Here is a 13,204-nt window from a genome sequence, read left to right on the forward strand (position 1 = left end):
GATCAGGCTGACCAATACCGGCTTCTGGCCGAAGAAAACCGCATCAACATCCGCCTGATCCCCCCCGCCCGTGGCGAAATTTTTGATCGCAACGGCATCGTATTGGCCCGCAATGAGCCGTCTTATCGCGTGACACTTGTGCCCGAAGATGCCGGCGACGTGGACGCAGTCATCGACAAACTGGCCACCCTGGTGGAACTTGACCCCAATGAACTGGACCGCGCTGTCACCGAAATGCGCCGTTCCCCGCCATTCCTACCGGTCACCATTGCCGACCGTGTCAGCTGGGATGAGCTGTCCCGCGTGGCTGTAAACACCCCGGCCTTGCCCGGCATCACGCCCGAGGTTGGCCTGTCGCGCTACTACCCGCTGCGTGGCGATATGGCACACGTGCTTGGATATGTCGGCCCGGTTTCCGACTACGACCTGTCCAAGATCGACAATCCCGACCAGCTCCTGCGCATTCCCCGCTTCCAGATTGGCAAAGTGGGCCTCGAAGGCCGCATGGAAGATGATCTGCGTGGTGTGGCTGGCACCAAACGTGTCGAAGTGAACGCCGTTGGCCGCATCATGCGCGAGCTGGACCGCCGCGAAGGCGAACAGGGCGATGACATCCAGCTGACCATCGATCAACAATTGCAATCGTATGCTCAGGCACGGCTTGGCAATGAAAGCGCCGCTGCCGTGGTGATGGATTGCGAAACCGGGGACCTCTTGGCCGTGGCCTCCGCCCCAACCTTTGACCCGAACCTGTTTGTTGAGGGCATTTCGGTGGCCGACTACGGCGATCTGACAAACAACGACCATCGCCCCCTAGCAGCTAAATCCGTGCAGGGCACCTACCCGCCGGGCTCCACTTTCAAAATGATCACCGCCCTTGCCGCGCTGGAAGCAGGCGTGGTTGGCTATGACAACACTGTCTATTGCCCCGGCCACATGGAGATTTCCAACCGCCGCTTCCACTGCTGGAAGCGCGGCGGCCACGGACAAATGAACTTGGTGCAGGCTCTGCGCGAAAGCTGCGACGTCTACTTCTATGATTTGGCGCTGCAAGTTGGCATCGACAAGATGTCCAAAATCGCCGCCCAATTTGGCATTGGCGAAAAGTTTGACCTGCCGTTGTCCGGTGTGGCCCGCGGCCTCAATCCCTCACGCGATTGGAAATCCTCAGTCCGGGGCGAAGACTGGGTGATTGGCGATACGGCCAATGCCTCTATCGGCCAAGGGTTTGTCTTGGCTTCCCCGCTGCAGCTTGCGGTTATGACCGCCCGCCTCGCCACCGGCAAAGCAGTGCCCCCACGTTTGGTGAAATCCATCAACGGGGTGGACCAACCGGTGCCCGAAGCTCCAAGGCTCGACATCAGCCCAACACATCTCGCAGAGGTGCAACGCGGCATGTATGCGGTGTCCAATCACCGCCGCGGCACCGCCTACAGCAAACGCATCATCGAAGATCAATATCGCATGGCGGGCAAAACCGGCACCTCTCAAGTGCGCAACATCACGGCCGCCGAACGCGCGCGTGGTGTGACCCGTAATGAGGACCTGCCTTGGAACCGCCGCGACCACGGGTTGTTTGTGAACTACGCCCCGTTTGAAAACCCAAAAATCGCGGTGGCCGTTGTTGTTGAGCACGGCAGCGGCTCCAAAGCTGCCACCCCGATCGGACGCGACATCACATTGCAGGCACTTTACGGCGGCACCCCGCCGCTGTCCGCCTACCCCACCAAAGACCGCAACCGCATCGAGAAACAGCAAGAAGAGCTGGATAAACTGGTGCCAGGCCGCGAAATAACGCGCCGTAACCGGGCATGAGGCGCAGATGAGTTATCTCGAATATAACGTCAAACACGTGCCCGCCGGGTTGCGCAAAGTGCTGCACCTGAACTGGGCCTTGCTGCTGTTGATCACCGCCGTGGCCGGCGTTGGCTTCCTGATGCTCTACTCCGTTGCGGGAGGTTCCTTCTCGCCTTGGGCTGAACCCCAAATGAAACGCTACGCCTTGGGTGTGTTTGCAATGTTTGTGGTGGCCATGGTGCCGATCTGGTTCTGGCGCTCGGTATCGGGCTTTGCCTATCTGGTCAGCTTTATATTGCTGGTGTTGGTCGAAGTCATGGGCAGTGTTGGCATGGGCGCTCAGCGCTGGATCGATTTGGGTTTCATGCGCCTGCAGCCGTCTGAGCTGATGAAAATCACCCTCGTGATGTGCCTCGCAGCCTACTACGACTGGCTGCCCACGGAGAAAACCAGCCGCCCACTTTGGGTCCTGCTCCCTGTCCTGTTGATCATCATCCCCACCGCATTGGTTCTGCGTCAGCCGGACCTCGGCACCTCAATCCTGCTGCTCACCGGCGGCGCGATTGTGATGTTCCTTGCTGGTGTGCATTGGGGCTACTTCGCTGCCGTGATCAGTATGGTGGTGGGCCTTGTGGTCGCGGTTTTTCAATCGCGCGGTACCGAGTGGCAACTGCTGAAAAACTACCAATACCGCCGCATCGACACTTTCTTGGATCCATCCTCTGATCCCCTCGGTGCAGGCTATCACATCACCCAGTCCAAGATCGCCCTTGGCTCTGGCGGATGGACGGGCCGCGGCTTTATGCAAGGCACCCAAAGCCGCCTGAACTTCCTGCCGGAAAAACACACCGATTTCATCTTCACCACTTTAGCGGAAGAGTTCGGCTATATCGGCGCAATTTCCCTGCTGTCACTCTACGCCCTGATCGTGGTGTTCTGCATCGCCTCAGCGATTTCGAACAAAGACCGCTACTCGTCTTTGCTGATCCTCGGCATCGCTGGCGCCTTCTTCCTGTTCTTTGCGGTCAACATGTCCATGGTGATGGGCCTGGCGCCTGTCGTGGGCGTGCCCTTGCCGTTGGTCAGCTACGGCGGCTCTGCCATGCTGGTTCTGATGGTGGGCTTTGGCTTGGTGCAATCCGCCCACGTACACCGCCCGCGACAAGTCTAATCGCGGCCTACGTGGCTGCCACCCCCAACGTACGTCGCAGCAATCGGACAAGCGGCCGCCGCGCATCACGGCGCCACGTGAGCAATCCCACTTCGCGATATGCGCCTAGTATTTCTGTGAACTGCAAGTCCCCATGATGCTTACCCAACCCCAGCCAGCGCGGGAGAACCGCCTGCCCCAAACCGTCTTCAACCATCTGCGCGATGACCTCCACCGCATCCAGTTCACAGCGTAAGGTTGGCTCGCTTATTTGAGACCGCAATGCGGTCCAGCAAACCGCTCCGCCCCAGGACGCGCGGCTATACACCAAAAACGGTGTATTAAGATCTTCGCCTTGTCCCGTAGGCCATACAAAGCCAATCGGCTGTTTTGCCAAAACGTCAAACTGCATGGTTTTGGGCAACTCAAACGGCGGGGCCACAATCAGCACCGCATCCAACGCGCCATCTTCAAACTGTTTAAATAGTTGCTCGGAGGCCGCGGGGATCAAAGCCAGCTCCACGCCCGGCGCATCTACCTCAAGCGTTTTCACAACCGCCGGACCATAGTCACTCAACGCTGTCGACACCGCCCCCAACCGTAGTTGTCCAACAAGCTGTTCTTGCGCCAACCGCCCGGCCAAGCCCGCCTTGAGCATCACCATCTGTCGCAAATCTGCTAGCAACACCTCACAATCAGGTGTGGCCGTCATGCGGCGGCCATCCCGCACCAATAGCGGCACTTTCAAAGCCGCCTCCAGTGCGCTAATCCGCTGCGCCGCAGCCGCCGCCGTGATGCCCTGACGCCGCGCAGCCGCCGCCAAAGACCCCTCTTCCACCGCCGCCAGCAGTGTTTCTACAAATCTCACATCCATAGTTTTTCTTATGTCTGAAGATGCAAAAACAAGCTACCCTTCTTCACTTTGCGCTTCTACCTATGCGCCTACAGCCTATTCTCTCCCCCAAAGGAACCGCGTATGACCATCTTTCATCTCGCCTATAACGTCCGCGATCTTGACCAAGCCCGCGCCTTCTATGGCGATCTTCTGGGCTGCACCGAAGGCCGCAGCACCGACACTTGGGTGGACTACAACTTCTTTGGCCACCAACTATCCCTGCACATCGGTGAACCTTTTGCCACAGCAGCCACCGGCCATGTTGGCGAGCACATGGTGCCGATGCCACATCTTGGCGTTATCCTGCCCAAAGGGCAGTGGGACACCCTCGCCAAGCGCCTGACTGAAGCTGGCCTTGAATTTGTCCTGAAACCCTTCACCCGTTTTGCTGGGGAGCCTGGCGAGCAAAGCACCATGTTCTTCAACGACCCGTTTGGGAATCCCATCGAAATCAAAGGCTTTACCGATATGTCCGGAGTGTTTGCCACATGATCAACGTTCTTTTCGCCGCCAAGCCAGAGCGCTGGGTAGAATATGAAACACCGCTGAAAGACGCATTAAAAGCCGCCGGTGTCACGGCCAACGTACAGACTCAATTTGCACCTGAAGAGGTCGATTACATCGTCTATGCTCCCAACAGCGCGGTGCAGGATTTCACGCCTTACACCCGCTGCAAAGCGGTGCTGAACCTCTGGGCCGGCGTGGAAAGCATTGTTGGCAACAAAACCCTAACCATGCCGCTCTGCCGGATGGTGGATCCCGGCATGACCCAAGGCATGAAGGAATGGGTGGTTGGCCATGTGATGCGCCATCACCTTGGCATGGATCAAAATATCCTTGGTCAATCCGGCGACTGGACTCCGCATGTGCCACCTCTGGCGCAAGACCGCCGCGTGACCATCATGGGGCTTGGCGAATTGGGCAGTGCTTGTGCCGAAGCCTTGCGCGATCTGGGTTTTGACGTCGCAGGCTGGAGCCGCCGCGCTAAAGACATTTCCGGGGTCACCTGCCTGCAGGGCGACGATGTTTTAAAAACCGCTCTGTCGCGCTCTGACATCCTCGTGCTTCTCCTGCCCAAAACCACCGCGACAGAAAACCTGCTCAACGCAGAACGCCTGTCGTGGATGCCGCAAGGCGCGATGATCGTGAACCCCGGCCGCGGCCCTCTTATTGATGATGACGCCCTTCTGGTAGCACTCAACACCGGTCACATCGCCCACGCCACCCTGGACGTCTTCCGCGTGGAACCGCTGCCAAAAGATCACCCCTATTGGGCACATCCCAATGTCACGGTCACGCCGCACATCGCCTCAGAAACCCGCACAAAAACTTCAAGCGAGGTGGTGGCCGAAAACGTGCGGTGCGGAGAAGCTGGCGACCCCTTTGTGCATGTCGTAGATCGCGGCGCAGGCTACTAACCACAGGCCAGAGGGGCCAGCCCCTCTGGCACAGCACGCTGCGCCATTCGCCCCGAGGTATTTTGAGAAAGAGAAAGCGCGTCCTAGCGCAAGATCGGTGGCTTGTCGGGATCACTACCGGGTGTGACCGGCACGTGGTCTTCCGCCTTGGGTGGCTCCGGCAAGTCAAACCGCAAACCAACCCGCGCCAGCTGGGCCGCCACCGGGTCGTTGATGGCAAAGAACCCCACATCCAGCGCGCCCGCTTCGATGCCTGAGAAGGTCAGCGCTTCGTTCACGGCTTTGGCCAGCGCGCCTTCTGCGCCGGGCACCACATCGACGAAGCCAAGCATGTGCGAGCGGCCGCCACTCTCATAGGTCGTGCCTACCAGATAGGCCATCTTGGCCAGGCCAGCCGCCGTGCTCAGCTTGGCATCCAGCGCGGTAATCAGCACTTCCGGCAGGCCCGCAGGTGGCGCAAAACTCTCCACCTTGGCCTCAACCTCATCAGGCGCATGCTCCAACGTTTCTGCCAACCAGCCCAACGCTTCATGTGGGATCAAGATCGAAGACGGCGCCACTTCCGGATTGACCGCAAGCCCAATGCCCTGCCCCGCCAGCATAGTGGCAATCACCCGACCGGACAGACCGGCATAGGGCGCGACCCGGCCGACAAACTGGGCCAGTCGATCTTCGGTATCAAACACCAGCACAAAGCTTGCATCGGAGGTTTCAAAAATCTCCGGCGCAATGCGGTCACCCTCTGGCTCTTTTTCCAGCAGCATAAACAGCTCCGCATCCGCCAGGCGTTCATAAAACCGCAAACGCGCCGCATCCTCTTCCGGTGCCGCTTCCATCGCCGCATGGGCCTTGTCCAATGGGGTCAGATCACTCACGTCAGCACCTCCTTGATGCGGGTTTGCAGCGCGGGCAACAGCTCACCCTCAAACCACAGATTCTTCTTCAGCCATGCCGTATTGCGCCACGACGGATGTGGCAAGGGGAAGACCTTAGGCGCATGGTCGCGCCAGACCTGCACCGTATCTGTCACCCCCGCTTTGGACCCCAGATGCCACTTTTGGGCATAACCACCCACCACGAGAGTCAGCGGCACCTGCCCTAGCTCCGCCATCACCCGTGCCCGCCACGTTTTGGCGCAAATCGGCGGCGGCGGCAGATCACTTCCCGCCGCATTGTAGCCCGGAAAGCAAAACGCCATTGGCACAATCGCAACCTGGGATCGGTCATAGAAAACAGCCTCTTCGACACCCATCCAGTCCCTCAGGCGATCCCCACTGGGATCGGTAAACGGCTGGCCGCTCTCATGCACCCGCGCGCCCGGAGCCTGTCCGACAATCAACAACTTGGGTTTCGCGTCGAACCACACCACAGGCCGCGGCTTATGGCCTGTCGCGGTGGCGGCAAACCGGTCTGCGCAAATCTGACAGCCCTGTATTTCCTGGCGTAGTGACATGCCCCCTGATAGCGATCGAAAATTATTTCGACAATATTCGAAATAAGACTTGCGCGACTCATTCATTTCGATATTTTTAGAAATATGAAACATAGTGACCCTACAGATATCTCGCTCGAAGTGGCCGCCTCCACCTTTGCGGCGCTTGGTTCAGAACAACGGCTGTCGGTTTTGCGCTGCCTTGTGCGCGCAGGCCACGAAGGCCTCTCCATCGGTGAGCTCGGAAAACGCACTGGCGTGACTGGCTCCACCTTGACCCATCATATGAAGATCCTCGCCCAAGCTGGGCTGGTGACTCAGGAAAAACAAGGGCGCTCCATCATTTGCGCCGCCATCGCTTATGACGCCGTGCGCGATCTCTCTACCTTCCTGTTGCGAGAGTGTTGCGCCGACGTTGCCAAAAAGTGCAAGGAGCACGACCATGGCTGACACAACCCAAAACGCCCCCGCCCCTTGGCGATCTCGATTGGCGAAACTCGACAAAGCTTGGCTGGCGGTTGTCCTCATTCCGCTGATCCTGCTGGTTATGGCGCCAGAAAAGTTCCTGCCCGCGTCTGAGATTGTCTTTGACGCGATGAGCCACACCGGCATCTTCATCATCATTGCCATCACGTTGGTCGCCTTTGTGAAAGCCACCGGTGCCGACAACCTGATCGCCAAGGCTTTCCAGGGCAATCAAGTGCGCATGATCATCCTTGCGGCCTTTATGGGCGGCATGTCGCCTTTCTGTTCCTGCGAAGTCATCCCCTTTATCGCGGCCTTGCTGGCTGTAGGCGCGCCATTGGGGGCTGTGATGGCTTTCTGGCTGGCCTCTCCACTGATGGACCCCGCCATGTTTACAATTACTTGGGGCGAGCTTGGTCTGGACTTTGCGCTTGCCAAAACCGTCGCGGCTGTGAGCATCGGCATGATGGGTGGTTTCCTGACCATGACTTTCTCCAACACCGCAGTCTTTGCCGAGCCTCTGCGCGAGAAGCCACAGGTTGGCGGGTGTTGCGGCACGAAGGCGCCGTTCTCCGCCAAACCTGTCTGGAAGTTCTGGGGCGACGCGGATCGTCGGACCATCTTCCGCACCACCTGGGTGGACAACGCGCTCTTCTTGGTGAAATGGCTGCTGATCGCCTACATGTTCGAAGCCCTGATGGTGGTTTACGACACCACAGCCTGGGTCGGTCAGTTCCTTGGAGGCGAAGGTTTTGGCACCATCTTGATTGCCGCGCTGATCGGTATGCCCGCCTACCTCAACGGCTTTGCCGCCGTGGGTTTCATCAGCGGCCTGATGGAGCAAGGCATGTCCAACGGTGCAGCCATGTCCTTTGTGATCGCAGGTGGCGTGAGCTGCATCCCCGCCGCGATCGCGGTCTGGGCTCTGGTGAAACCACGCATTTTTGCCGCCTACCTCACCTTTGCCCTGACCGGCGCCTTGATTGCTGGCACAATCTGGCAAGCGGTCGCCTAAGCCAACGCAGTTAACCAAATCCAGCCAAACCACCGATGCCCACACCGCATCGGTGGTTTTTTGTGTCACCGCTTCACAAAGCAATTAGAAACACCAAATTTCCCTCATTTTCTCCGAGACTTCCGCTTTCCCCTTCAATTTTCGACATTTCTTGCGGCATTCCCGCCTCAGACAGTTGCTATCTGCCTGACAAATCCGACATATTGGCCAAAACGCCAGCAGAGCGTTAACCATCGTGTTAGAGAGTTTTGTGCTATAGTGGCGCATAAGAGCAGTTTCAGGAGCAGGTAATGCTCGAGTTCGACAATGTGAGTAAGTCCTTCTGGACCGGCACGCAGCGCAAGGTCATCCTTGAGCGCGTCTCTTTCCGTGTCGAATTGGGCAACTCTCTGGGCATCTTGGCCCCCAACGGCACCGGCAAAACCACGTTGATCAATATGATGGCGGGGCTGGAAAAGCCCGACGAAGGCACAATCCGCCGCGACTGCCGCATTTCCTTCCCGCTTGGGTTCATGGGCGGCGTGGTGAACAAACACACCGCCGTGGAGAACAGCCGCTACATCGCTCGCCTCTATGGGCTTGATCCAGACTACGTCGAAGCCTTTTGTCGTTGGCTCTGCAACCTGGGCGAATACTTCGACCAGCCGCTTGGCACCTATTCCTCGGGCATGCGCTCGCGCTTCACCTTTGCGCTGATGCTCGCGTTGGATTTCGACATCTACTTGATTGACGAGGGCATGCCCTCATCCACCGACGTGGACTTTAACAAAAAAGCCGGTGAGGTGCTCCGCGAACGCCTGCGCACCACCACAATTGTGATTGTGTCACACCAGCCGCAAGTGCTGGAAAAATTTGCCCGTTCGGCCGCAGTGCTGCTGAATGGCAAACTGTATATGTTCGACACCTTGGAAGAGGCCAAGCAGCTCTATGACTACCAAACCCAAGGCTAAGAAATTCCGCGTCCGCCGCAGCGAGACCCCGCCCGCCCAGCCGGCAGCGGAGGGCACTGCGCAACCTGCGCCTCAACCCGCTCAACAGCCACGGCCGCGTGCAGTGTCCCTGCCCAATCCGGGACAGCCCACAGCACAAGCCACGCCCGCCAATCCCGCGCAACCAACGCCGCAAGGCGCAGAGGCCGCCATTGACGCCATCAAACGTGAAGGGCTCACAGGCCGTCAGTTGCGTATGGCCCGCCGCATGGCACAGAAAAACAATCTGGCGCCAACCTCGGACTATGACGCCGTGCGTCTGTTGCGCGAAGCTGGCATCGACCCGTTCCAGCGCACCAACATGCTGGACCTGATGCCATCTGACAAAACCGCCACGCCTCCCGCCAAAGGCAGCAAGGTGCAGCTGCCACAGACCATGCCCATGGGCAAAGAAACCCTGCCTTCAACCGAGACCATGTCTCCGGCGGAAATGCGGGCGCTGGAAATTGGCGAAATTCAGAAAGACATCGCGCGCCGCCGCCGCCGTCGCCTGCTCCTTCTGCTCGCGCGCCTTTCAGCTTTTGTCTTCCTGCCCACCTTCTTTGCCGGCTGGTACTTCTACTCGATGGCCACGCCGATGTACTCCACCAAATCGGCCTTCCTTGTGCAACAGGCCGACAGCGCCGGCGGCTCAGCCCTCGGCGGCCTGCTTCCGGCACAGCTCAACTCCAACCAGGATGCCATTGCCGTACAGGATTACTTGACCAGCAAAGACGCGATGATCCGACTGGACAACGATGTGGGCTTCAAAGACCACTTCTCCAATACAGACATAGATCCGATTCAGCGGCTGGACGAAAATCCATCCAACGAAAAGGCCTATAAGGTCTACAAAAAGTTTGTCAAAATCGGCTACGACCCCACCGAAGGCTCGATCCGCATGGAGGTCAGCGCGGCAGACCCGGAGATCGCAACGCAGTTCTCAAAAGCCCTGATTTCCTATGCGGAACAACGGGTTGACGACCTGTCTCAACGCAAACGCAAAGACCAGCTGCGCGACGCCCGCAACAGTTTGGAAACCGCCAAAGAAGAACGTCGCAATGCCCAAATTGATCTGGTGCGCTTGCAAGAAAGCACCGTGCTTGACCCCGAAGGTGTAATTGCTTCGCTGCGTCAACAGATCACCAATCTGGAAATCCAGTTGCAAGAAAAGCAACTGCAACTGGCCGCCCTCGAAGACAACTCGCGCCCCAATAAGGCCCGCGTGGATGGTGTGCGGGGTGATGTGCGCCGGCTTCAGGCAGCCTTGGCCACCCAACGCGCCCGCATGACCGAGGCCACCGCCGGCGAGGAATCCCTTGCCGCCAAAACGTCGCAAATCCAGATCGCACAAGCCGACCTCGCGGCGGCTGATTTGCAAATGCAAACGTCTTTGCAAACCCTGAAGCAAACCGAGTTGGAGGCCAACCGACAGGTGCGCTACCTGACCACCTCTGTTGACCCCGTGTCGGCACAAGACCCGTCTTACCCGCGCAGCTTTGAAAACACGATCTTGGCCTTCCTGATCTTTTCGGGCATTTATCTGATGATCTCGCTGACCGCGTCCATCCTCAGAGAACAGGTGTCTTCGTAATGAAACATGTAAATGTTGGTGCTCTCACCATTGGCAATGACCTTCCACTGACGGTCATTGCTGGCCCATGCCAGTTGGAGAGCAAAGACCACGCCGAAATGATCGTCGGCACCATGAAAGAGGCCTGTGAAAAGGCCGGTGCGCAGTATGTCTTCAAGGCCAGCTACGACAAGGCCAACCGCACCTCACTGACCGGCATCCGGGGTCTTGGATTGGACTCTGGCCTGTCCGTGCTCGACGGCATCCGCAAAGATTTCGACGTACCGGTGCTGACCGATGTGCACACCGAAGAGCAATGTGTTCTTGCCGCTGAGGCTGTCGACATCTTGCAAATCCCGGCCTTCCTCTGTCGCCAAACGGATATGCTGGTGGCTGCGGGCAAAACCGGCGCTGCGGTGAACGTCAAGAAGGGCCAGTTTCTGGCCCCTTGGGAGATGGGCAACATCGTCACCAAGATCGAAAGCACCGGCAACACCAACATCCTGTTGACCGAACGGGGCACCTCTTTTGGCTACAACACCCTTGTCGCCGATATGCGGTCCCTGCCGCAAATGGCCCAAACCGGCTACCCGGTTGTGATGGACGCAACCCACTCCGTGCAACAGCCCGGCGGTCAGGGTGGCAGCTCCGGCGGCCAGCGCGAGTTTGCCCCAGTCATGGCCCGCGCGGCAGTGTCTATTGGTACGGCAGCTGTATTCATTGAAACCCATCAAGATCCGGACAACGCGCCGTCAGATGGGCCCAATATGATCCACCTTGACCAAATGCCACAACTGATCGACACATTGATGCAGTTTGATGTGTTGGCCAAAGCCAACCCAATTGCCATTTGACCGACCTATTTTGACGAGAAAGATTTTGCTATGAAAAAACCATTGCCCGAAGTGCGCCCAAACACCTGGGAATTTCTGCGCGACCCGATGATCGCCCCTACTGGTTTTCGGGAATATGACGCCCGCTGGCAATTCCCCGAGGGCATCAACCTGCCTGGCATGACCGCCCTTGGCTTTGGCCTTGGCACCCAAATGCAGCGCCGCGGTATCGAACCGGTGATTGCCGTTGGTAACGATTACCGCGACTATTCTGTCTCCATCAAAATGGCGCTGGTTGTCGGCCTGATGAAGGCCGGCATCCACGTCAAAGACATCGGCCCAGCTCTGTCTCCCATGGCCTATTTCTCCCAGTTCCACCTCGATGCGCCTGCCGTGGCCATGGTCACCGCATCGCACAACCCCAATGGTTGGACCGGCGTAAAAATGGGCTTTGAAAAGCCGCTGACCCATGGTCCGGATGAGATGGCCGAACTGCGCGACATCGTGCTCAATGGCGACTTTGACGCCCATGACGGTGGCAAACACGAGATCATCGACGGTGTGCGCGAGGCCTATCTCGACGATCTGGTCGGCGATTTCAAAATGTCCCGCCCTCTAAAAGTTGTCTGCGCCACCGGCAACGGCACCGCCGCCGCTTTTGCCCCGGAACTCTTCAAACGTATGGGTGTGGAGGTGGTCGAAAGCCACTGTGAGCTCGACTACACCTTCCCGCATTACAACCCCAACCCCGAAGCCATGGAAATGCTGCACGACATGTCTGACAGCGTGAAGGCCTCCGGCGCAGACCTCGCGCTTGGCTTTGATGGCGACGGCGACCGCTGCGGCGTGGTGGATGACGAAGGTGAAGAAATCTTTGCTGACAAGGTCGGCGTGATCATGGCCAAAGACCTCGGCAAGCTCTACCCCAACGCCACCTTTGTTGCCGACGTGAAATCCACCGGACTTTACGCGGCGGACCCGGACCTTTTGGCCACCGGCGCCAAAACCGACTACTGGAAAACCGGCCACAGCCATATGAAACGCCGCGTGAAAGAAATTGGCGCGCTGGCAGGCTTTGAAAAATCCGGCCACTACTTCCTCGCAGGCCCTATTGGGCGCGGCTATGACTGCGGCATGCGCGTTGCTGTGGAAATCTGCAAAATGCTGGACCGCAACCCGGACATGAAAATGTCGGACATGCGCAAAGCCCTGCCCAAAACCTGGTCTACCCCCACGATGTCGCCCTACGCGTCAGACACAGAGAAATACGACATTCTGGAACGTATCGTGGCCAAGTTGTCCGCGATGCATGAGGCCGGTGACAAGATCGCCGGTCGCGCCATCAGCGAAGTTGTGACCGTAAATGGTGCTCGCGTGATCCTGGACAACGGCAGCTGGGGCCTCGTGCGCGCGTCCTCCAATACGCCAAACCTGGTGGTGGTGATCGAAAGCAACGAGAGCGACGCGGAGATGCGCCAAATCTTTGCCGAGATCGACGCGGTGATCCGCACCGAGCCCGGTGTGGGCGACTACGACCAGTCGATTTAAGGCGCTGAACGCAGGCTCGTGCCCGCCTTTGCGCCTCTCCATAGTTCAATTATTTACAGGCCCACGCGTATGCTGGGCCTGTTTCTGTTTGCGGCTGGCCCCTGCCCCTT

The 13,204-nt window shown here is 58.5% G+C and carries 13 protein-coding genes; 10 read left to right on the forward strand and 3 right to left on the reverse strand.

Annotated features, from left to right (window positions below; translation table 11 throughout):
- The coding region (gene mrdA, locus QZ517_RS01925; RefSeq protein ID WP_294221195.1) for a penicillin-binding protein 2 at positions 1-1,815 on the forward strand (1,815 nt) is incomplete at its 5' end.
- Positions 1,816-1,822: 7 nt separating this feature from the next.
- Positions 1,823-2,968 (forward strand): rod shape-determining protein RodA, encoded by a 1,146-nt coding sequence (gene rodA, locus QZ517_RS01930; protein ID WP_294221198.1) that lies wholly within the window; start codon positions 1,823-1,825, stop codon positions 2,966-2,968.
- Between the two features lie 7 nt (positions 2,969-2,975).
- Here the strand turns inward: rodA and QZ517_RS01935 are convergent, their stop codons facing one another.
- Positions 2,976-3,821, reverse strand: a complete 846-nt coding sequence (locus tag QZ517_RS01935) for a LysR substrate-binding domain-containing protein (RefSeq protein WP_294221201.1) — start codon at positions 3,819-3,821, stop codon at positions 2,976-2,978.
- 102 nt (positions 3,822-3,923) lie between these two features.
- Between QZ517_RS01935 and QZ517_RS01940 the strand changes: the two genes are divergently transcribed.
- Both QZ517_RS01940 and QZ517_RS01945 read left to right on the forward strand, forming a co-directional pair.
- Positions 3,924-4,334, forward strand: coding sequence for a VOC family protein (locus QZ517_RS01940; RefSeq protein WP_294221206.1), 411 nt, complete (start codon positions 3,924-3,926; stop codon positions 4,332-4,334).
- Positions 4,331-5,260: a glyoxylate/hydroxypyruvate reductase A gene (locus QZ517_RS01945; protein WP_294221209.1), complete on the forward strand. Its 930-nt coding sequence runs from the start codon at positions 4,331-4,333 to the stop codon at positions 5,258-5,260. The genes QZ517_RS01940 and QZ517_RS01945 overlap by 4 nt, the downstream gene beginning before the upstream one ends.
- Before the next feature lie 83 nt (positions 5,261-5,343).
- Here QZ517_RS01945 and QZ517_RS01950 read toward each other — a convergent pair whose 3' ends face one another.
- Both QZ517_RS01950 and QZ517_RS01955 read right to left on the reverse strand, forming a co-directional pair.
- Positions 5,344-6,135 (reverse strand): SseB family protein, encoded by a 792-nt coding sequence (locus QZ517_RS01950; protein ID WP_294221211.1) that lies wholly within the window; start codon positions 6,133-6,135, stop codon positions 5,344-5,346.
- Positions 6,132-6,713: a uracil-DNA glycosylase family protein gene (locus tag QZ517_RS01955; RefSeq protein WP_294221214.1), complete on the reverse strand. Its 582-nt coding sequence runs from the start codon at positions 6,711-6,713 to the stop codon at positions 6,132-6,134. Before QZ517_RS01955 ends, QZ517_RS01950 begins: the two co-directional genes overlap by 4 nt.
- 84 nt (positions 6,714-6,797) lie before the next feature.
- Between QZ517_RS01955 and QZ517_RS01960 the strand changes: the two genes are divergently transcribed.
- From QZ517_RS01960 to QZ517_RS01985, 6 genes are all read left to right on the forward strand, one after another.
- A complete protein-coding gene (locus QZ517_RS01960) occupies positions 6,798-7,142 on the forward strand; it encodes a metalloregulator ArsR/SmtB family transcription factor (protein ID WP_164644885.1) in 345 nt (114 codons plus the stop codon).
- Complete coding sequence (locus QZ517_RS01965; RefSeq protein ID WP_294221226.1) at positions 7,135-8,172, forward strand: permease; 1,038 nt, start codon at positions 7,135-7,137, stop codon at positions 8,170-8,172. Before QZ517_RS01960 ends, QZ517_RS01965 begins: the two co-directional genes overlap by 8 nt.
- Positions 8,173-8,462: 290 nt before the next feature.
- Entirely contained in the window at positions 8,463-9,122 is a 660-nt protein-coding gene (locus QZ517_RS01970; protein ID WP_294116355.1) for an ATP-binding cassette domain-containing protein, read from the forward strand.
- The gene (locus QZ517_RS01975; protein ID WP_294221233.1) at positions 9,100-10,734 is read left to right on the forward strand and encodes a capsule biosynthesis protein; all 1,635 of its coding nucleotides are present in this window, start codon (positions 9,100-9,102) and stop codon (positions 10,732-10,734) included. Before QZ517_RS01970 ends, QZ517_RS01975 begins: the two co-directional genes overlap by 23 nt.
- Positions 10,734-11,567, forward strand: a complete 834-nt coding sequence (gene kdsA, locus QZ517_RS01980) for a 3-deoxy-8-phosphooctulonate synthase (RefSeq protein ID WP_294221235.1) — start codon at positions 10,734-10,736, stop codon at positions 11,565-11,567. Before QZ517_RS01975 ends, kdsA begins: the two co-directional genes overlap by 1 nt.
- Positions 11,568-11,597: 30 nt before the next feature.
- A complete protein-coding gene (locus QZ517_RS01985) occupies positions 11,598-13,094 on the forward strand; it encodes a phosphomannomutase/phosphoglucomutase (RefSeq protein ID WP_294221238.1) in 1,497 nt (498 codons plus the stop codon).
- The last annotated feature ends 110 nt before the right edge of the window (positions 13,095-13,204 follow it).

Origin of the sequence: uncultured Shimia sp. (assembly GCF_913054185.1) — a bacterium.
In the GTDB taxonomy this organism is placed as follows: Bacteria; Pseudomonadota; Alphaproteobacteria; order Rhodobacterales; family Rhodobacteraceae; genus Shimia.

Excerpts from the sequence above, each read along its gene's own strand:
- QZ517_RS01985 (WP_294221238.1), top strand. The coding sequence starts at position 11,598 with ATGAAAAAACCATTGCCCGAAGTGCGCCCAAACACCTGGGAATTTCTG.
- kdsA (WP_294221235.1), top strand. The coding sequence starts at position 10,734 with ATGAAACATGTAAATGTTGGTGCTCTCACCATTGGCAATGACCTTCCA.
- rodA (WP_294221198.1), top strand. The coding sequence starts at position 1,823 with ATGAGTTATCTCGAATATAACGTCAAACACGTGCCCGCCGGGTTGCGC.
- QZ517_RS01960 (WP_164644885.1), top strand. The coding sequence starts at position 6,798 with ATGAAACATAGTGACCCTACAGATATCTCGCTCGAAGTGGCCGCCTCC.
- QZ517_RS01935 (WP_294221201.1), bottom strand. The coding sequence starts at position 3,821 with ATGGATGTGAGATTTGTAGAAACACTGCTGGCGGCGGTGGAAGAGGGG.
- QZ517_RS01945 (WP_294221209.1), top strand. The coding sequence starts at position 4,331 with ATGATCAACGTTCTTTTCGCCGCCAAGCCAGAGCGCTGGGTAGAATAT.
- QZ517_RS01970 (WP_294116355.1), top strand. The coding sequence starts at position 8,463 with ATGCTCGAGTTCGACAATGTGAGTAAGTCCTTCTGGACCGGCACGCAG.
- QZ517_RS01940 (WP_294221206.1), top strand. The coding sequence starts at position 3,924 with ATGACCATCTTTCATCTCGCCTATAACGTCCGCGATCTTGACCAAGCC.
- QZ517_RS01955 (WP_294221214.1), bottom strand. The coding sequence starts at position 6,713 with ATGTCACTACGCCAGGAAATACAGGGCTGTCAGATTTGCGCAGACCGG.
- QZ517_RS01965 (WP_294221226.1), top strand. The coding sequence starts at position 7,135 with ATGGCTGACACAACCCAAAACGCCCCCGCCCCTTGGCGATCTCGATTG.
- QZ517_RS01975 (WP_294221233.1), top strand. The coding sequence starts at position 9,100 with ATGACTACCAAACCCAAGGCTAAGAAATTCCGCGTCCGCCGCAGCGAG.